This is a genomic window from Butyrivibrio sp. FCS014 (assembly GCF_000526935.1).
Taxonomy (GTDB): domain Bacteria; phylum Bacillota; class Clostridia; order Lachnospirales; family Lachnospiraceae; genus Butyrivibrio.
Window position 1 is genome coordinate 234293 of the sequence record NZ_JAHA01000006.1, and the last position, 21017, is coordinate 255309.

At 45.7% G+C, this 21017-nt stretch carries 17 protein-coding genes and 1 other annotated feature; all 17 genes read left to right on the top strand.

Annotated elements, in window-relative coordinates; genetic code table 11:
- The first annotated feature begins 70 nt into the window (after positions 1 to 70).
- The 17 genes from T456_RS0104840 (at position 71) to T456_RS0104925 (ending at position 21015) form a co-directional block, all read left to right on the top strand.
- On the top strand, positions 71 to 1306 hold the full coding sequence (locus T456_RS0104840) for a CapA family protein (RefSeq protein WP_197026857.1): 1236 nt from the start codon (positions 71 to 73) through the stop codon (positions 1304 to 1306).
- Positions 1307 to 1354: 48 nt separating this feature from the next.
- Positions 1355 to 1485 (top strand) — a sequence feature (ribosomal protein L10 leader region).
- Between the two features lie 23 nt (positions 1486 to 1508).
- A complete protein-coding gene (rplJ, locus tag T456_RS0104845; protein ID WP_024865170.1) occupies positions 1509 to 2111 on the top strand; it encodes a 50S ribosomal protein L10 in 603 nt (200 codons plus the stop codon).
- Between the two features lie 59 nt (positions 2112 to 2170).
- Entirely contained in the window at positions 2171 to 2548 is a 378-nt protein-coding gene (gene rplL, locus T456_RS0104850) for a 50S ribosomal protein L7/L12 (RefSeq protein WP_024865171.1), read from the top strand.
- A 306-nt stretch (positions 2549 to 2854) separates the two neighbouring features.
- A complete protein-coding gene (rpoB, locus tag T456_RS0104855) occupies positions 2855 to 6730 on the top strand; it encodes a DNA-directed RNA polymerase subunit beta (protein ID WP_024865172.1) in 3876 nt (1291 codons plus the stop codon).
- Positions 6731 to 6790: 60 nt separating this feature from the next.
- Positions 6791 to 10519 (top strand): DNA-directed RNA polymerase subunit beta', encoded by a 3729-nt coding sequence (gene rpoC, locus T456_RS0104860; RefSeq protein WP_051464980.1) that lies wholly within the window; start codon positions 6791 to 6793, stop codon positions 10517 to 10519.
- A 122-nt stretch (positions 10520 to 10641) separates the two neighbouring features.
- Positions 10642 to 11064, top strand: coding sequence for a 30S ribosomal protein S12 (gene rpsL, locus T456_RS0104865; RefSeq protein WP_022770014.1), 423 nt, complete (start codon positions 10642 to 10644; stop codon positions 11062 to 11064).
- A gap of 151 nt (positions 11065 to 11215) precedes the next feature.
- Positions 11216 to 11686, top strand: coding sequence for a 30S ribosomal protein S7 (gene rpsG, locus T456_RS0104870; protein ID WP_013281752.1), 471 nt, complete (start codon positions 11216 to 11218; stop codon positions 11684 to 11686).
- A gap of 55 nt (positions 11687 to 11741) precedes the next feature.
- The gene (fusA, locus tag T456_RS0104875) at positions 11742 to 13859 is read left to right on the top strand and encodes an elongation factor G (protein WP_024865174.1); all 2118 of its coding nucleotides are present in this window, start codon (positions 11742 to 11744) and stop codon (positions 13857 to 13859) included.
- Positions 13860 to 13997: 138 nt separating this feature from the next.
- The gene (gene tuf / locus T456_RS0104880) at positions 13998 to 15188 is read left to right on the top strand and encodes an elongation factor Tu (RefSeq protein ID WP_024865175.1); all 1191 of its coding nucleotides are present in this window, start codon (positions 13998 to 14000) and stop codon (positions 15186 to 15188) included.
- A gap of 132 nt (positions 15189 to 15320) precedes the next feature.
- Positions 15321 to 15803, top strand: a complete 483-nt coding sequence (locus T456_RS0104885) for a GNAT family N-acetyltransferase (protein ID WP_024865176.1) — start codon at positions 15321 to 15323, stop codon at positions 15801 to 15803.
- Between the two features lie 16 nt (positions 15804 to 15819).
- Entirely contained in the window at positions 15820 to 16287 is a 468-nt protein-coding gene (locus T456_RS0104890; RefSeq protein ID WP_024865177.1) for an HIT family protein, read from the top strand.
- 352 nt (positions 16288 to 16639) lie between these two features.
- Positions 16640 to 17164: an RNA polymerase sigma factor gene (locus tag T456_RS0104900; RefSeq protein WP_024865179.1), complete on the top strand. Its 525-nt coding sequence runs from the start codon at positions 16640 to 16642 to the stop codon at positions 17162 to 17164.
- Positions 17161 to 17586, top strand: a complete 426-nt coding sequence (locus T456_RS0104905) for a hypothetical protein (RefSeq protein ID WP_024865180.1) — start codon at positions 17161 to 17163, stop codon at positions 17584 to 17586. The genes T456_RS0104900 and T456_RS0104905 overlap by 4 nt, the downstream gene beginning before the upstream one ends.
- Positions 17587 to 17603: 17 nt before the next feature.
- Complete coding sequence (locus tag T456_RS21065; protein ID WP_024865181.1) at positions 17604 to 18203, top strand: hypothetical protein; 600 nt, start codon at positions 17604 to 17606, stop codon at positions 18201 to 18203.
- Position 18204: 1 nt separating this feature from the next.
- Positions 18205 to 18507: a LiaI-LiaF-like domain-containing protein gene (locus T456_RS0104915; RefSeq protein ID WP_024865182.1), complete on the top strand. Its 303-nt coding sequence runs from the start codon at positions 18205 to 18207 to the stop codon at positions 18505 to 18507.
- A 175-nt stretch (positions 18508 to 18682) separates the two neighbouring features.
- On the top strand, positions 18683 to 19816 hold the full coding sequence (locus T456_RS0104920) for a hypothetical protein (RefSeq protein WP_024865183.1): 1134 nt from the start codon (positions 18683 to 18685) through the stop codon (positions 19814 to 19816).
- A gap of 284 nt (positions 19817 to 20100) precedes the next feature.
- Positions 20101 to 21015 (top strand): GNAT family N-acetyltransferase, encoded by a 915-nt coding sequence (locus T456_RS0104925; RefSeq protein WP_155838023.1) that lies wholly within the window; start codon positions 20101 to 20103, stop codon positions 21013 to 21015.
- Positions 21016 to 21017: the final 2 nt, after the last annotated feature.

Sequence of the window (21017 nt, forward strand, 5' to 3'; positions counted from 1 at the left end):
TTATACTTTGTATATGAGGAAATACTATGATGACCATCACTGGTCCGACAATGTGGATATCAGAGGATTTATGTCAAAGCCACAGGTAGTGGCTTTCTTATTGACTTTTTTTATCGTTTTGGCAATTGGTATTCCGGGCCTTCTTCTTTATGCCCGCCATATTAATGGGGAAGACAAGGCTGAACTCGAGCATGCCATGAGTTTTGCCGGTAAATGGGAAGCGATACCTGAGGCAGGAGTTGCCATGAATGCAGCTGTTCCTGAAACCGAGAGTACATCCGGGCCGCAGATGCCGGTTATCCATGAAGGCGACGAAGACTATACCCACATCATCAGCGCCTCCGATCCTGACAGCATAACCATAGGATTTGCGGGAGATATACTCTTTGACGACAACTACGCTGCAGGCTATTCCTTCAAAAGAGCCGGCAATACAGCGGAGGGCGTCATCGGCCAGAGCCTTCTCGATAAGATGCGCGGTGCTGACATCATGATGGTAAACAATGAATTTGCATACTCCAACGGCGGTGCCCCGACGGAAGGAAAGACCTACACCTTCAGGGCAAAGCCCGAAACCGCATCGATTCTCAACACCATGGGGGTTGATATTGTCGGACTTGCCAACAATCATGCCTACGACTACGGTCAAAAGGCCCTCGTTGACTCTTTTGCCGCACTGGATAATGCGGGGGTTGCCTATGCCGGAGCGGGTAATGATATAGAAGAGGCTTCGCATCCCGTGTACTATGTGACGGACAGTGGGCTTAAGATAGCAATTATCTGTGCCACCCAGATCGAGCGACTTGATAATCCCGATACCAAGGGCGCCACAGAGAATAGCCCCGGGGTTTTCAGATGTTTAAACGACGCCCTGCTTCTTGAGAAGATCAGGGAGGCCAGAGACAGAAACGCCTACGTTGTTGTGTTCATCCATTGGGGAACCGAGAGCACCGATGAGATCGACTACTATCAGAACCTTCAGGCAAAAGAGATAGCTGAGGCCGGAGCGAACCTGATAATCGGTTCACATCCCCACGTGCTTCAGAAGATTGATTACGTGAGCGGCGTTCCGGTGGTGTTCAGTATGGGGAATTTCATCTTTAATTCCAAGACTCTGGATACCTGCATGATACTTACCACCCTTCACAGGAACGGCTCGGTAAACCTTCAGTTTGTGCCTGCGGTGCAGAGCGGAAGCACAGTGTATGAGGCCTCCGGCGAAGATGCGGCAAGGATACTGAACTATATGGGAAGTATCTCTCCCGGGATCAATATAGATTCTAACGGATATATCAGCCCAAAATGATAAAAAACTGTTGACAATATCATTGTAATATGATAATTTATACAAGGTCGTCTGAAGATGACCATGCCGAAGACAGCAGGAGTTCTCACGGGAACGTAAAGCGCAAGCGCCTGCCGAGGAAAGTTTTTTGATAAGACTTTTTGCCTCTCGATGTCTTCGAGAGGTTTTTTTTCGGCGGTAAATTCTATAAGGAGGTAAAAAAATGGCAAAGGTTGAATTGAAGCAGCCTGTAGTAAATGAGATCTCTGAGAAGATCAAAGATGCGCAGGCACTCGTACTTGTAGATCACCGCGGACTTACTGTTGCGCAGGACACAGAGCTTCGTAAGAAGCTTCGTGAAGAAGGCGTAACATACAAGGTGTACAAGAACACAATGATGAACTTCGCTTTCCAGGGAACTGATTTTGAACAGCTCAAGGATCTTCTTAACGGACCTTCAGCAATGGCTGTATCAACAACAGATCCTGCAGCACCTGCTCGTGTACTCTATGAGTTTGCTAAGAAGGCAAAGGCTCTTGAGATTAAGGGTGGTGTTATTGAAGGTAAGTTTTACGATGCTGAGGCTATGACCGAGATCGCAACTATCCCTTCAAAGGAAGTTCTTCTTTCAAGATTGCTTGGTTCTATGCAGTCACCTATCGCTAATCTTGCTCGCGTTCTTAATCAGATCGCAGAGAAAGGCGGCGAGGCAGCTCCTGCAGCAGAAGAAGCACCCGCAGCTGAAGAGGCTGCAGCACCTGTAGCCGAGGAGGCAGCTCCTGCTGAGACAGCAGAGGCACCCGCTGAGGCACCTGCAGCAGAGTAATCTGACTGTACGGACAATAACTATAAAATGATTTGAAAAATTATATGGAGGAAAATATAATGGCAAAGTTAACAACAGCAGAATTTATCGATGCTATCAAAGAGCTTACAGTTCTTGAGCTTAACGATCTTGTAAAGGCTTGCGAGGAAGAGTTCGGTGTATCCGCAGCAGCAGGCGTAGTAGTTGCAGCAGCAGGCGCTGGCGCAGCAGCAGCTGGTGAGGAGAAGACAGAGTTCAACGTAGAGCTTACAGAGGTTGGTCCTAACAAGGTTAAGGTTATCAAGGTTGTTCGTGAGATCACAGGTCTTGGACTTAAGGAAGCAAAGGATCTCGTAGACGGAGCTCCTAAGATGATCAAGGAGAACGCTTCTAAGGCTGAGGCTGATGATATCAAGGCTAAGGTTGAGGCTGAGGGCGCTAAGGTTACTCTTAAGTAATTTTTTAACCTTCAAAGCAAAGCGACAAAATAACAAGAAGTCAGACGCAAGCTTGCTTGCAAGTCTGGCTTCTTTTATTTTGGCATTTTGCGCGAAGCGCAAAATGAGGAATTGCGAAGCAATTTCGAGTTTGCTTTGGGTGATTGCGAAGCGATTCCGAATTTTGCGGAAAAAACTCTTGACATGTAAAAATGTTAGCAGTACAATGGAAAATGCACTATTGTGGTGCAGTGGGTCTTTTTGCGCACTTTTTTAAGAGGACCCGCAATTTACCACAGAAAAAATAAAAGAACGGGGTGAATGTCAATGGAAAAAAACAGATTACATCCTACCGGTGCGGGTAAAAACTTGCGTATGAGTTTCCAGCGCCAGAAGGAAGTCCTGGAGATGCCGAACCTGATCGAAGTTCAGAAGAATTCCTATCAGTGGTTCCTTGACGAAGGCTTAAAGGAAGTCTTCGACGATATCTCTCCAATTGAGGATTACAGTGGCAAGCTCAGTCTGGAATTTGTTGATTTCAAACTTTGCGAGGATGAGATCGACAAAAACAAGAACACGATTGAGAAGTGCAAAGAGAGAGATGCAACATTTGCGGCACCTTTAAAGGTTAAGGTTCGTCTCCATAACAAGGAAAAGGATGAGATCACAGAGCACGAGATATTCATGGGAGATCTTCCTTTGATGACTGCAACCGGTACCTTTGTTATCAACGGCGCTGAGCGTGTTATCGTCAGCCAGTTGGTACGTTCACCCGGAATTTATTACGATATTACATACGATAAGATCGGTAAGGAACTTATGGCATGTACCGTTATTCCTAACAGAGGTGCATGGCTTGAGTATGAGACCGATCCTAACGACGTGTTCTACGCAAGAGTAGACAGGACCAGAAAGGTTCCTGTAACTGTACTTGTAAGGGCCCTTGGTATTGGAACCAACGAGGAAATTCTCGAGCTCTTCGGCGATGAGCCTAAGATCCAGGGAAGTTTCTCCAAGGATTCATCAACCGATTACCAGAGCGGTCTTCTTGAGCTGTACAGAAAAATACGTCCCGGTGAGCCTTTAAGCGTTGAGAGTGCTGAGAACCTTATCAATGCCATGTTCTTCGACCCCAGAAGATATGACCTTGCAAAGGTTGGAAGATATAAGTTCAATAAGAAGCTTCACTTCAAGAATCGTATCAAGGGACATGTTCTTGCTGAGGACGTTGTTGATGAGACAACTGGCGAGATGATCGCAGCTGCAGGTACAAAGGTTGACAGAGCCCTTGCTACCGAGATCCAGAACTGCGCTATTCCTTATGTAATCCTTCAGGAAGAAGAGAGAAACGTTAAGGTTCTTTCCAATATGATGGTAGATATCACACACTTCATCGAGTGCGATCCTGCCGAGCTTGGAATCAACGAGGACGTTTACTATCCTGTACTTAAGGAGATCCTTGAGGAGTACACAGTTAAGAACGATCCCGAAGGTCTTGCAGAGACCATTAAGAAGCGCGTTCATGAGCTTATTCCCAAGCATATTACTAAGGAAGACATCATTGCTTCCATTAACTATAATATCCACCTTGAGTATGGAATCGGTAACGATGATGATATCGACCACCTGGGCAACAGACGTATCCGCTGCGTAGGTGAGCTCCTTCAGAATCAGTATCGTATCGGTCTTTCCAGACTTGAGAGAGTTGTTCGTGAGAGAATGACAACCCATGATACAGAGGAGGTTTCTCCTCAGACTCTTATCAACATCAAGCCTGTACAGGCTGCTGTTAAGGAGTTCTTTGGATCATCACAGCTGTCACAGTTCATGGATCAGAACAACCCTCTTGGTGAGCTTACTCACAAGAGACGTCTTTCAGCTCTCGGTCCCGGAGGTCTTTCAAGAGACAGAGCCGGATTCGAGGTGCGAGATGTTCACTATACACACTATGGACGTATGTGTCCTATTGAGACCCCTGAAGGTCCTAACATCGGTCTGATCAACTCTCTTGCAAGCTATGCCAGAGTTAATGATTACGGCTTCGTTGAGGCTCCTTACAGAAAGGTTGATATGTCAGATCCCGAGAATCCCAGGGTTACTGACGAGGTTGAGTATCTTACAGCAGACGAAGAGGATAACTACCATGTAGCTCAGGCTAACACTCCTCTTGATGATGAAGGATACTTCAAGAGAAATACCGTTTCCGGTCGTTACAAGGATGAGACTTCCGAGTATCCCAAGACAATGTTCGAGTATATGGACGTGTCTCCTCGTATGGTATTCTCTGTAGCTACAGCTCTTATCCCGTTCCTTGAGAACGATGATGCTAACCGTGCGCTGATGGGATCAAACATGCAGCGTCAGGCGGTGCCTCTTTTAACAACAGAAGCTCCTGCGGTTGGTACAGGTATGGAGCGCAAGGCAGCTGTTGACTCAGGTGTATGCGTAGTTGCAAGAAAAGCCGGAACAGTTGATTTTGTAGACAGCAAGCTCATTCAGATGACTTATGACGATGGAGATAAGGAAGAGTTCCATCTGATCAAGTTCCAGAGATCAAACCAGAGTAACTGCTACAATCAGAGACCTATCGTATTCAAGGGCGACCACGTTGAGGCAGGACAGGTTATCGCAGATGGTCCTTCCACATCACAGGGAGAACTTGGACTTGGTAAGAACCCTCTCATCGGATTCATGACATGGGAAGGTTACAACTACGAGGACGCTGTACTTCTTTCAGAGAGACTCGTAAGAGATGACGTATTTACATCAGTTCATATAGAAGAGTACGAGGCAGAGGCCCGTGAGACCAAGCTGGGACCTGAGGAGATCACTCGTGATGTTCCCGGTGTCGGCGATGACGCTCTTAAGGACCTTGACGATCGCGGAATCATCCGTATCGGTGCTGAGGTTCGTGCCGGTGACATCCTTGTAGGTAAGGTTACTCCTAAGGGAGAGACAGAGCTTACCGCAGAGGAGAGACTCCTTAGAGCAATCTTCGGTGAGAAGGCAAGAGAAGTAAGGGATACATCCCTTAAGGTTCCTCACGGTGAGTACGGTATCGTTGTTGATGCCAAGGTATTCACAAGAGAGAACGGAGATGAGCTTTCACCCGGTGTTAACCAGGCAGTTCGCATCTACATCGCTCAGAAGAGAAAGATTTCTGTAGGTGATAAGATGGCCGGCCGTCACGGTAACAAGGGTGTCGTTTCAAGAGTACTTCCTATCGAGGATATGCCTTACCTTCCTAACGGAAGACCTCTTGATATCGTGCTTAATCCTCTGGGCGTGCCTTCCCGTATGAATATCGGACAGGTGCTTGAGATTCACCTTTCTCTTGCTGCCAAGGCCCTTGGATTTAACATTGCAACACCTATTTTCGACGGTGCTAACGAGATCGATATCCAGGATACATTGGAAATGGCCAATGATTATGTAAACAGCTCCTGGGAAGATTTCGAGGCAAAATATAAAGACCTTGTTCATCCTGAGATCATGGATTACCTCTATGAGAACAGAGATCACAGAGAGCTCTGGAAGGGCGTTCCCATCAAGTCAGACGGAAAGGTTCAGCTCAGAGACGGTAGAACAGGTCAGAAGTTCGATAGCCCTACAACAATCGGACACATGCACTACCTCAAACTTCATCACCTGGTTGACGATAAGATCCACGCTCGTTCAACCGGCCCTTACTCACTGGTAACACAGCAGCCTCTGGGTGGTAAAGCTCAGTTCGGTGGACAGCGTTTTGGAGAGATGGAAGTTTGGGCTCTGGAGGCATATGGCGCAGCCTATACACTTCAGGAAATCCTTACAGTTAAGTCTGATGATGTTATCGGACGTGTTAAGACCTACGAAGCAATCATCAAGGGAGATAACATCCCTGAACCCGGCGTTCCCGAGTCCTTCAAGGTTCTTTTGAAAGAGCTCCAGTCACTGGGTCTTGATATCAAGGTTCTTCGTGAGGATAACACTGAAGTAGAAATTATGGAGAGCGTAGATTATACGGAGCCTGATTACCGCTATGAAATCGAAGGCGATACATCAGGAAGAGATTACAAGCAGGAATCACTTGGAGCTGCCGGATTCACTCAGCAGAGGATAGACGAAGAGAGCGGCGAGTTTGTATCTGAAGTAGAGGGTGCAAATGATTATGCTGACGAGGCGTCAGACGACGATTTCGATGATTTCAATGAAGATATGTAATTATTAACCGTTAATTGACGACTACATATAGAAAAGAGGTTAAGAATGTCTGATTCAACTATGAATAAAGCAATAAATGAAGCTTCAAGCGGAAGACCTTCTCAGCAGCAGACTTATCAGCCTATGACCTTCGACTCAATCAAGATTGGACTTGCTTCTCCCGAAAAGATCAGAAGCTGGGCACACAAGGTTGACGAAGAAAACAGAGGCGAAGTAACAAAGCCTGAGACAATCAACTACAGAACACTCAAGCCCGAGAGAGACGGTCTTTTCTGCGAGAGGATTTTCGGACCCACCAAGGATTGGGAGTGTCACTGCGGTAAATACAAGAAGATCAGATATAAGGGCGTTGTCTGCGACAGATGTGGCGTAGAGATCACAAAGAGCAGCGTACGTCGTGAGAGAATGGGCTACATCGAGCTTGCAGCTCCTGTTTCTCACATCTGGTATTTCAAGGGCATACCCAGCAGAATGGGACTTATACTGGACCTTTCACCACGTATGCTTGAGAAAGTTCTTTACTTTGCATCATATATAGTACTTGATCCCGGCGAGACATCTCTTGAGTACAAGCAGGTTCTTTCCGAGAAAGAGTTCCAGGATGCAAGAGAGCAGTTCGGAACCAAGTTCCGTGCAGGTATGGGCGCTGAGTCCATCAAGGAACTGCTCCAGGCAATAGATCTTGAAGCTGAGTACAAGGAACTCAAGGAAGGCCTTGATACTTCCAGCGGACAGAAGAGAGCAAGAATCATCAAGAGACTTGAGGTTGTAGAAGCCTTCAGAGAGTCAGGAAACGATCCTGCATGGATGATCATGGATTGTATCCCTGTAATTCCTCCGGATCTTCGTCCCATGGTTCAGCTGGATGGCGGAAGATTTGCAACATCAGATCTTAATGATCTTTACAGAAGAATCATCAACAGAAACAACAGACTTAAGAGACTCCTTGATCTGGGTGCTCCTGATATCATCGTTCGTAACGAGAAGAGAATGCTTCAGGAGGCTGTTGATGCCCTTATCGATAACGGCAGAAGAGGAAGACCTGTAACAGGTCCCGGAAACAGAGCTCTGAAGTCACTTTCAGATATGCTTAAGGGTAAGTCAGGACGTTTCCGTCAGAACCTTCTCGGAAAGCGTGTAGACTACTCAGGACGTTCCGTTATCGTAGTAGGACCCGAGCTTAAGATTTATCAGTGCGGACTTCCTAAGGAGATGGCTATCGAGCTTTTCAAGCCTTTCGTTATGAAGGAGCTTGTTTCCAGAGGAATCTCACAGAATATTAAGAATGCCAAGAAGCTTGTTGAGCGTCTCGATGAGCAGGTTTGGGACGTACTTGAGGATGTTATCAAAGAGCATCCCGTTATGCTGAACCGTGCTCCTACACTGCACAGACTTGGTATCCAGGCTTTCGAGCCCATTCTTGTAGAAGGTAAGGCTATCAAGCTTCACCCTCTTGCATGTACACCTTTCAACGCGGACTTCGACGGTGACCAGATGGCTGTACACCTTCCTCTTTCAGTAGAGGCTCAGGCTGAGTGCAGATTCCTGATGCTCTCACCTAACAACCTGTTGAAGCCTTCAGACGGTGGCCCTGTAAACGTTCCTACACAGGATATGGTACTTGGTATCTACTATCTGACACAGGAGAGACCCGGCGCCATCGGCGAGGGCAAGTACTTCAAGAGCGTTGACGAGGCTATCCTTGCTTACGAGAACGGATACCTTACACTTCAGACCAGGATCAAGATCAGAATGGAGAAGACAAACGCAGACGGAGAAGTAACTTCCGGTATTGTTGAGTCTACTCTGGGAAGATTCCTGTTCAATGAGATCATTCCTCAGGATCTTGGATTTGTAGACAGAACTCAGCCTGAAAATGAGTTCAAACTTGAAGTAGACTTCATGGTTGGCAAGAAGCAGCTCAAGCAGATTGTTACAGCTATGATCAATACACACGGAACTTTCGCAACAGCAGAAGTTCTTGATAACATCAAGGCTACAGGTTATCACTATTCAACAAGAGCAGCCATGACCGTTTCAATCGCGGACATGACAGTGCCTCCTCAGAAGCAGGAGATGCTGGATGAGGCTCAGGCAACTGTTGACAGGATCGCAGCAAACTATCGCCGTGGTCTTATCACAGACGAAGAGCGTTATCGTGCAGTAGTAGATACCTGGATGGATACCGATAAGAAGCTTACTGATGTGCTTCTTGCAGGACTTGATAAGTACAACAACATCTACATGAAGGCTGACTCCGGTGCCCGTGGTAGTAACCAGCAGATCAAGCAGCTGGCCGGTATGCGTGGACTTATGGCGGATACAACAGGTCGTACCATCGAGCTTCCTATCAAATCAAACTTCCGTGAAGGTCTTGACGTTCTGGAGTACTTCATGTCAGCTCACGGAGCTCGTAAAGGACTTTCCGATACAGCTCTTCGTACAGCGGACTCAGGATACCTGACACGTCGAATGGTTGACGTATCACAGGAACTTATCATCCGTGAGGTTGACTGCTGTGCAGACAAGGAAGTTAAGCCAGGAATGACCGTAAAGGCATTCATGGACGGAAAAGAGACTATCGAGCCTCTTAAGGATAGAATCACAGGCAGATATGCTTGCGATACAATCAAGGATAAGGACGGAAATGTGATCGTTAAGAAGAACCACATGATCACACCTTCCCGCGCAGCTAAGATCCTTTCCGTAGGTGTTAACAGTAAGGGCGGCCCCATCGAGGCAGTTAAGATCAGGACAATCCTTACATGCCGTTCACACAACGGAATCTGCGCAAAGTGCTACGGCGCAAACATGGCAACCGGCGAAGCAGTACAGGTTGGTGAGGCAGTAGGAATCATCGCTGCTCAGTCAATCGGTGAGCCCGGTACACAGCTTACAATGAGAACCTTCCATACCGGTGGTGTTGCCGGTGGCGATATCACACAGGGTCTTCCCCGTGTAGAGGAGCTTTTCGAGGCAAGAAAGCCTAAGGGACTTGCCATCATCTCCGAGCTGGATGGACAGGTTGAGATAAGAGATACCAAGAAGAAGAGAGAAGTTATTGTTACCAACGATGAGACAGGCGAATCAAAGGCATACCTTATTCCTTACGGTTCCAGAATCAAGGTAACAGACGGAGCAAGCATTGAGGCCGGTGATGAGCTGACTGAAGGTTCCGTTAACCCTCATGATCTTCTTAAGATCAAAGGTATCCGTTCCGTTCAGGATTATCTCTTAAGAGAGGTTCAGAGAGTTTACCGTCTGCAGGGCGTTGATATCTGCGACAAGCACATCGAGGTGATTGTTCGTCAGATGCTCAAGAAGGTAAGAGTAGATGAGAGCGGAGATACAGATTTCCTTCCCGGAACACTTGTTGATGTTCTCGACTTCGAGGATTGCAACGAGGCTCTTACATCAGAAGGCAAGAAGCCCGCTGAAGGTAAGCAGGTAATCCTTGGTATCACCAAGGCAGCCCTTGCTACAAACTCCTTCCTTTCAGCAGCATCATTCCAGGAGACCACAAAGGTTCTTACAGATGCAGCTATCAAGGGTAAGGTTGATCCTCTTATCGGACTTAAGGAAAATGTTATCATCGGTAAGCTGATTCCTGCCGGAACAGGTATGAAGAGATATAGAAACACAGCTCTTAATACCGATGCAAACTTCAAGGATCCCGAGAAGCTCATCCTCAAGAAAAGGAGAAGAGACTTCGATGATGACTTTGAAGATAACACAGAAGTGACTGTTGCTGAAGATGATGAAGACATCGATGGCGATGCCGAAAACTGATAATAAAATTTTTAGTTGACAATCACAGGTATTGAATTTATAATTCTTAATTGCGTGTATTGACAAAGGGGTGAACTATGCCCCTTTGTCTTATGCATATATTAAAATAGGAGGTAAGAAGAATGCCAACATTTAACCAGTTAGTTAGAAAGGGTCGTCAGACATCTGTTAAGAAGTCTACTGCACCTGCTCTTCAGAAGGGCTTCAACTCTCTTCACAAGAAGGCAACTGCAACAGCTTCTCCTCAGAAGCGTGGCGTATGTACAGCTGTTAAGACTGCTACCCCTAAGAAGCCTAACTCTGCTCTGAGAAAGATTGCCAGAGTACGTCTTTCTAACGGTATTGAGGTAACAAGCTACATTCCTGGCGAGGGACACAACCTTCAGGAGCACAGCGTTGTTCTCATCCGTGGCGGAAGAGTTAAGGATCTGCCTGGTACAAGGTATCACATCATCAGAGGTACTCTTGATACAGCAGGCGTAGCCGACAGAAAACAGGCTCGTTCTAAGTATGGCGCTAAGAGACCTAAAGCAGCCAAGAAGTAATTTAACAACAGATCTAATTTTTTAAAGTGTTGGTGTTCTATTCTATATAAAAGAAGTAAGATACCGCACGTACACTAAATTAGTGAGTACCGATGATTGTAGTAAGCAGTGATTTATTACCATCATTGCAATTCTAAAGGAGGGAAGAACCGTGCCGCGTAAAGGACATATTGTTAAACGTGACGTATTAGCGGATCCTTTATACGATAACAAGGTTGTTACAAAGCTTGTCAACACAGTTATGCTTGATGGCAAGAAGGGTGTAGCTCAGAAGATCGTATACGGAGCATTCGCACAGGTAGAGGAGAAGGCTGGAAAGCCTGCTCTTGAAGTATTCGAGGGAGCTATGAATAACATCATGCCCGCTCTCGAAGTTAAGGCTAGACGTATTGGTGGAGCCACATATCAGGTTCCTATCGAGGTTAGACCCGACAGACGTCAGGCTCTTGCACTTCGCTGGCTTGTTAATTTCTCACGCGCAAGAGGCGAGAAGACTATGGTAGACAGACTCGCTTCTGAGATTATGGATGCATACAACAATACAGGTGCAGCCGTAAAGAGAAAAGAAGATATGCACAAGATGGCAGAAGCAAACAAGGCATTCTCACACTACAGATTCTAATCTATACATTTGTGTGAGTTGACTAGGGTTTAATTATTTATAGGAGGAAGAACCTTTGGCTGATAGACAATACCCATTGGAGAGAACCAGGAACATCGGTATCATGGCTCATATTGATGCTGGTAAGACTACTCTTACAGAGCGTATTCTTTACTATACCGGTGTTAACTACAAGATTGGTGAGACCTACGAAGGAACTGCTACCATGGACTGGATGGAACAGGAGCAGGAGCGTGGTATCACAATCACATCTGCAGCAACAACTTGCCACTGGACACTTCAGGAAAACGGAAAGGCTAAGCCCGGCGCTTTAGAGCACCGTATCAACATCATTGATACCCCCGGCCACGTAGACTTTACCGTTGAGGTTGAGCGTTCACTGCGCGTACTTGATGGTGCAGTTGGTGTATTCAGTGCTAAGGAAGGCGTTGAGCCTCAGTCTGAGAACGTATGGCGTCAGGCTGACGGATTTAACGTTCCTCGTATGGCATTCATCAACAAGATGGATATCATTGGCGCTAACTATTACGGAGCTGTTGAGCAGATCCGTAACAGACTTAAGAAAAATGCAATTATGATCGAGATCCCTATCGGAGCTGAAGATCAGTTCCAGGGTATCATCGACCTTTTCGAGATGCAGGCTTACATCTACAACGATGATAAGGGCGAGGATGTTACCATTGGTGAGATCCCTGCTGATCTTAAAGACGATGCTGAGCTTTATCATGGCGAGCTCGTTGAGAAGATCTGCGATCTTGATGAAGACCTTATGATGAAGTACCTTGAGGGTGAGGAGCCCACAGTTGCTGAACTTAAGGCAGCACTTCGTAAGGCAACTTGCGAGTGTAAGGCATTCCCTGTATGCTGTGGATCAGCTCACAGAAACAGAGGAATCCAGAAGCTTATTGATGCAGTAATCGAGTTCATGCCTTCACCTCTTGATATCCCTGCTTGTAAGGGTACAGATATGGATGGCAATGAGATCGAAGTTGAGTCAACAGACGACGGTCCTTTTGCAGCTCTTGCATTCAAGATTGTCAGCGATCCTTTCGTAGGAAAGCTTGCATTCTTCCGTGTATATCGTGGAACTGCAAATTCAGGTTCTTACGTGCTTAACAGCACAAAGGACAGCAAGGAGCGTCTTGGACGTATCCTTCAGATGCATGCTAATAAGCGTTCAGATCTTGATAAGGTATATTCAGGCGATATCGCTGCTGCTGTAGGTCTTAAGAACACAGTAACAGGTGATACACTCTGTGACGAGAAGAATCCTGTTATTCTTGAGTCTATGGAGTTCCCTGATCCCGTTATTGAGCTTGCTATCGAGCCTAAGACCAAGGCCGGTCAGCAGAAGCTGGATGAGGCTCTTATGAAGCTTGCTGAAGAGGATCCTACATTCAGAGCTCATACAAACCCTGAGACAGGTCAGACTATCATCGCTGGTATGGGTGAGCTTCACCTTGATATCATCGTTGACAGACTTCTCAGAGAGTACAAGGTTGAGGCTAACGTTGGTGCACCTCAGGTTGCTTACAGAGAGGCTATTACAAAGGCAGTAGACGTAGAGTCCAAATATGCTAAGCAGTCCGGTGGACGTGGTCAGTACGGACACTGTAAAGTTCGTTTCGAGCCCATGGATGCCAACGGAGATAACCTTTATGCATTCGATAGCGAAGTTGTCGGTGGTGCTATTCCTAAGGAATTCATCCAGCCTATCAGCGAAGGTATCGAAGAGGCTATGAAGGCCGGAACACTTGGTGGATATCCTGTTGTAGGTGTACACGCTACTGTATACGACGGATCATACCACGAGGTAGACTCTTCAGAGATGGCATTCCACATTGCCGGATCTATGGCATTCAAGGATGCTATGCAGAAGGGTGCTCCTGTTCTTCTTGAGCCCATCATGAAGGTTGAGGTTACTATGCCTGAAGAGTACATGGGAGATGTTATCGGTGACGTTAACTCTCGTCGTGGACAGGTTGAAGGTATGGATGACCTTGGCGGCGGTAAGATCGTTAGAGCACATGTGCCGCTTGCAGAGATGTTTGGTTATGCTACAGACCTTCGTTCCAGAACACAGGGACGTGGTAACTATTCAATGTTCTTCGAGAAATATGCACCTGTTCCCAAGAACGTTCAGGATAAAGTCCTTTCAAACAAGGGCAACTGATGACCAAAATCTAAGAAAAGTCCCTAAAAATCTAAGTTTGTGCTTGATTTAAAGGTGAACTTTTAATATAATCGATATAGTCGGTTAAATTATGAATGAAAATGTTGATGAACATTTCACTAAGGAGGATATTTAGAAATGGCAAAAGCTAAGTTTGACAGAACCAAACCCCATGTTAACATTGGTACCATCGGACACGTTGACCATGGTAAAACAACTCTTACAGCTGCTATCACAGCAGTTCTCGCTGACAGAGGATTCAGCCCTGCTGTTGCATTCGATCAGATCGATAAGGCTCCTGAAGAGAAGGAGCGTGGTATCACAATTAACTCAGCTCACATCGAGTACGAGACAGCTAACAGACACTATGCACACGTTGACTGCCCCGGCCACGCTGACTACGTTAAGAACATGATCACAGGTGCAGCTCAGATGGATGGTTCTATCCTTGTTGTTGCTGCTACTGATGGTGTTATGGCTCAGACCAAAGAGCACGTTCTTCTTGCTCGTCAGGTAGGTGTTCCTTACATCATCGTATTCATGAACAAGTGCGATATGGTTGACGATCCCGAGCTTCTTGACCTCGTTGAGATGGAGATCAGAGACCTTCTTACAGAGTATGAGTTCCCTGGAGATGACACACCTATCATCCGTGGTTCAGCTCTTAAGGCTCTTGAGGATCCTAAGTCTGAGTGGGGTGATAAGATCATCGAGCTCATGGATACAGTTGATAGCTATATCCCTGAACCTACTCGTGAGACAGATAAGCCTTTCCTTATGCCTGTTGAGGACGTATTCACAATCACAGGTCGTGGAACAGTTGCTACTGGTAGAGTAGAGAGAGGTCACCTTAACCTCAACGACGAAATCGAAATCGTTGGTATCAAGGAAGAGACTTCTAAGTCTGTATGTACCGGTATCGAGATGTTCAGAAAGACTATGGATTACTGCGAGGCTGGTGATAACGTTGGTCTTCTTCTCCGTGGTGTTGATCGTGATGGCATCCAGAGAGGACAGGTTGTTACAAAGCCCGGCACAGTAACATGCCACACAAAGTTTACTGCTGAGGTTTACGTTCTTACTAAGGACGAGGGTGGCCGTCATACACCTTTCTTCACAAACTACAGACCTCAGTTCTATTTCAGAACAACTGACGTTACAGGTGTCTGCAACCTTCCCGATGGTGTTGAGATGTGCATGCCTGGTGACCACGTAACAATGTCTATCGAGCTTATTCACCCCATCGCTATGGAGCAGGGTCTTAAGTTCGCTATCCGTGAGGGTGGACGTACAGTTGGATCAGGTAAGGTTGCTACAATCGTTGAGTAATTCTTATCAGATCGCATGATCACTGAATTTATAAAGGGTTTCAAGCCTTGTGCTTGGAACCCTTTTTACGTACAATAAAGGGCATATTGATAATTAATATGGGAAGCCCAAATTGCATAGGGAGAGCACCAGATGTTAAGACTTGAGAAGATAAATGGTAAAAATGTTTGGGATATTTTAAAACTATCTGTTAATGACGACCAGAGAGAATTCGTTGCTTCTAATGAGGTTAGTATCATTGAGGCTTATACAACTGTCACCAATAATGGCTACGCGTTTCCTTTTGGAATTTATGAAGATGATACACTTGTTGGATTTGTTATGATCGGATATGACAAAGATGATTATTGGGATGATGCGCCTGCTATAGCAGACAATAACTATAATATATGGCGTCTGATGATAGACAGGAGATATCAGCAAAAGGGCTATGGCAGAAAAGCAATAGAACTTGCTCTTGAATTCATTAAGACATTTCCTTGTGGGAAGGCTGAGTACTGTTGGCTTTCATATGAACCGGAGAATAAGGTGGCAAAAGAGCTTTATGCGTCTTTTGGATTTGTTGAGACCGGGGAGATGGACGGAGAAGAGATAATTGGGGCTTTGAAGTTATAGAAAATGATGTTGTTTTATGAGTAACTGTGAATGGTGCAATTTATCTGATGAAGATAGAAAATATTTACTGTTTGATGATGAGTACTGGGCTGCATATCTTGCTGATGAGCAGGATTATATCGGACGATGCATACTTGTGTTAAAGAGACATGCCGGCACTTTGTCAGAACTTAGTGGTGAAGAATGGACTGATCTTCAGCTCATTATCAGAAGGATAGAAGGTTGCTTAAAGATTGCACTTGGAGCGGATTTATGTAATTGGACCTGCTTGCTCAATAACTTCTACAAGGATGATGATCCAAATCCTCATGTGCATTTACATTGTCGCCCAAGATACAGTAAACCGGTTGTAATCGGCGATAATACCTACACAGATGAGGAATTTGCTCATCATTATGCACTGAAAAAATGCAGCAGGGTTTCTGACGATGACAGACAAATCATTTATCGGAAAATGAAAGAATACCTGTTTTCAATCTTATAACAATCCCCCCAAAAACTAAAAGGAATAAATCCGTTTATAGAAGCATGGTACAAGGAACATAAAGCCTTGCTTATGGAGATGTGGAATAATCAGAAGATTGAGATGATACCTGCTTGGGAGTGACATTTAATGGCTTGTATAGTATTAAAGAAGCTTTTAGGATATGAGCTTTGTGTATTGGAAAAAGAAGGAACATTGTTCTATTCCGATCCGATTGTGATAATTAGAAGGTTTTTCAGAGATTTATTATGCGACTTTTGGAATTTTTTTCCGAAAGTCGTTATTTTTTTGCAGACTTTTATGTGCCTGATTCGTTATATTATATGAGGAGAGCGAAATAAAGGAAAAAAACATGGGGAAAACAGATTCTAAGGACAAGTTAATAGAGCTGATGAGCACATACAAGAATCTGGTTTTCTCGGTATGTCTTAAGCTGACCGGTGATTATTTTGCCGCGGAGGATATCACGCAGGAGACCTTTATTTCGGCCTATGAGCATATAAATGAGTTCGACGGTTCTTCGGAAAAGGCCTGGCTGTGCAGGATCGCAAGCAATAAATGCATTGATTACATGCGGGCAGCCGAGAGGCGGGCTGTAGCCACTTCCAATGATGAACTGCCCCAGGGCGAGGCACTTAGCCGGGACGGCCCACTTGAGCAATATGTGACAGCAGACATCATGGAGGCTTTCAGAAACAGCTGCGACGGGCTTTCAGAGCCCTACAGGACACCTGCCAAGCTTCATTTTGAAGAGGGCCTTACGGCAAAAGAGATATCGATGAGAATCGGAGTTCCGCTAAAAACCGTACAGTCCCATATCTACAGGGCCAGAGAAATGCTAAAGAAAACCATAAGGAAGGAGGACCTGCTTGCATGAGTGAAAAAGATAAGATAATACCGTACTTAAGCGATGATGAGCTTAATAAACTGATCATGGATATAGAGGGAAAAGAGCTTGTTCAGGCGCCGGCCGGTATTGAGAGAAATGTTATATCTTTCGTTGAACGCAAAAATCGCAGGAAGACGGTTGAATTCAGTCAGTACTGTCTAAGAGTTGGATTCGCGGTAGCTGCGGCAATCGCTCTTGTGTGCATAGTTCCTTTTATTCCTGATACAGGCGTTAAGGTTACATCCAGAGAAGAGGTTGTTGCGGAGAAGAATGTTATATCAAGAGATGAAGTTCTTGAAAGCAGATCCGTTAAGACCAGAGAAGAGGTTTTAAGTAGACGCTCCGGCGCCTTAGATCTGGAGAAAGCAGAAACTTACATACAGTCACAGATTCAGAATTTGTTTGAGTAAGGTTGGAGGTATTTAAAATGAAACAGATGAAGAAAAACAAATTTTTTACTTTTATATTCTCATTCCTGCCCGGAGCAGCTGAGATGTATATGGGATTTATGAAAAACGGATTCACCCTTATGCTTATTTTCTTCTTGTCTTTCTCACCGCTTGTTATAGCCGGCGGTTTGGATTTCCTGATTCCGATCACTGCCGTGGTTTGGTTTTACGGATTTTTCCACGCAAGAAACTATGCGGGAATGGATGATCAGAGCTTTGCAGCCATGGAAGACAGATATGTATGGGAAGAGTTCTCGGATCTTAAGTGGAATAGTCTTTCAAGCAAAAACGCAAAGAAGTGGATCGCAGCTATTCTCATCGTTATCGGAGCTGCCCAGCTTTGGGATTACTTCTCCGATATGATCTATCGGCTGATCCCCGGAGATTACTGGGAAGACATATATCCTGCTGTAAGCAATATCCCTCAGGTTATAATTTCCATCCTGCTTGTTGTCATTGGTATCCGCATGATCGTGGGCAAGAAAAAAGAGCTGGATAGCACCGGCGAAGTGGAAGTAAAGGCACCGGCTGATATTGCGCAGATAGAGGATAAGAGCCTTAATTCAAAGGAGGCATGATATGGAGACTGCAAGAATACACAGAGTCGGGACAGTAACGACAGGTATTGTGTTCATCGCCTTTGGAGTTATGTTCATACTTCACTTATTCGTGAATGTAATAAGCTACGATGTGATCTTTAAGCTGTGGCCCCTGATACTTGTGGGGCTGGGAGTGGAAGTGCTGTTATCAAACCTTCGTCCCGATAAGCTTGTCTATGACAAAGGTGCAATAGTATTGATGTTTATCCTGGCGTTTTTTGCCATGGGCATGGCCGGCGCAGATCTGATGTTTCAGTATCTGGCAAGCGGACAGCTGTTCTGAATAAAATAGTGTGCCGGGAGCTGCAACACCAGGTTAGTGCTGCAGCTCTTTTTGGGGTGGAATGACTCCATCCCCAGGGACCATAGGCGGGCAAGCGGTGGGCCATCTACGGGCTATTGCAAATATTCTTTTCCTGGAATACTCTGATATATGGGGATAACAAGGAGAGGAATGTATGAAAGAAAGAAATAGAGTATTAGTTGTGGCACTGGTGGCTTGTCTGACCGTTGTTTTGGGGCTGGCAGTGATGATTCAGTTTATCAGACACAAAGAAAGTGATCCGAATGGGAAAGCGGATAACAGCAGTGAAATACATGATGTAGTTGATGAAGAAAAGGCCAGGGAGATTGAGCAGAAGAAGAAAGAAGAACACCGCTATTTAAGTTATTTTGTAAAGATAACGGAGGACACATATCCGGAGAAAATCCAAAGGTCTTTGTCATGGGAGGAAAAAGAGTGCTCTGACAACGCGCTGGGCATTGTAAAGGTGCCAAAGATTGATGAAAACGGATCCCAGGATCTTTCCTGGTTTTGCGAGGACATATGCGACTGGCTTGAAGAATGTATTGAGGAAGTTCCTTATGAAAAGGCACCCTGGCTTTACAGTGAGATCATCGTAATGATGCCATCCATTGAAGAAAGCTTTGATCCGTCGCCTTATTTGAAGGACGGCTACAACAGGGATTCCCTTTACGAAGGGCTGTATGACTTTGTGGATGAAAAACTCACTTCCGCAGACTATCCTGTAAAGGACGATGCGTACGGAACGCTTGAGTTTACAGATAATGGAGATGATGACTTTTTTCCCTCCATTGAACCTGATTGTTCGTACACCACACAGGACGGGATAACCTACGGTCTGGTGCCGGTGGACAGGGCTGCGGGGAGCAGTTACTATTCGCTTTATGCTTACAAAAAGAATAAAACAACTCTGGTAAACCCAAATCCTTTTCTCGGAAGAGGAGGCGAAGCAAAGTGGATCGAATTCATTGATGACTCAAATCTGGGTTTTGCCTGCCTTACCTATAACGGCGGAGACGATGGCCTTTTGTTCAGGTCCGATAACGGCGGTATGTCTTTTGTCCAGGTAAACTATCCTTCCGCTAAGGTCAAACTGTCGGATGGAACAATATACAATCCCTTTACCATACCCGAGAAGGTCTGGGCAGAGGGAGGAGAAATCTACCTTCTTGCGGGCCAGAGCCCATGGTCCGGGGACTATTACAGCGAGGAACTGGACAAGCACCCACAGGGACTGTATGTGTCCCATGACGAAGGAATGAGCTTTGAATATGTTGGTGAGCGGTAAGCAAAGAAGGCGACAGCCCGGAGCCTTAAGGAGTAAAGAGGACGTTTGAAGAAACGCCCTCTTTTTTGTGTTTGCGCGCCCCAAAATGGTCCCTCGACTCCGTCCCCGGGGCCGGGCGGATTATCGGGAAAAAATATAAAAAGATTCTTAATTTTCGAAAAAGCACCTCTGAAAAGTGGACTTTGAGAAATGTGATAGATACAATTAAAACATAGATATATCAAGGCTTTTTTAATTTCAAAGGGGTTTTATAAACGAAAAAAATCATATCACCGAGGAGACGTATGATGGTAACAATTCGTATAAACAAAAGTAACATAAAAGCGTTTTGGGAACTGGATCCATATGAAAGGCTGGATATGCTGGCTCTGCCCGGAGCCTTTGCCCTGGGAATGGTGGATGAGCAGGAAGAGGAAGATGTTCCCGCAGCACTGATGATCTGTACTCGGGAAAAGGACAGACTGGTCATTGACTGGATGTACACCCTCCCGGAATATCGCGGGCAGGGATGCGCAAGCAGCCTGATGATCCTGGCCTTCGAGGAGGCACTGGGAAGAGGCCTTACCGAGGTGGCTGCAAGAATAAGCAGCGAATATGAAGACAACGGAGCTGACTGGGACAGCGAGGGATTTTTTGTAAACGATGTATTTTCCTTCGTTGAGGAAGGGGAAAGCGTCTTTAGAAGCAACGTAAAACAGCTGGAAAAGAGACTTAAGGAGGATGAAAAGAAAAATGAATTATCCTCCGGGTTAAAAGAGCTGGTTTCTATCGGGGACCTTTCTGATTCCGACCTTGATGTCTATGCAGAGAAGCTCGAGAAACAATACGGCTTGAACTTCGTTTACCCGGTTAGGGACATGCTTATGGCTTCAGACAAGGCAGTCAGTGTACTCAGGGTTGAAAAGGGTGAGTGTAACGGCGCATTTCTTGTGATGAAATCCGGAAGAACCTGGTACACCCTGGGACTTATCCCTATGAATTATGAGGACGCGGAGGAACTGATACGGGCAGTGTTACATCGTTTTCAGGACAGCTTAATGGCCGGAGATCTGGTGGAAGTCATGCTCCGCAGCAGTGCTGCCGGAAAAGTTTTGGAGCAGATGAAGCTTGAAGGCGATACATATGAAGTCTGCTACTATACGGCAAGTGTTGACAGCTTCCGGAAACGTAAGGAAGAGATGGAAGATTATGAGGGATAAAC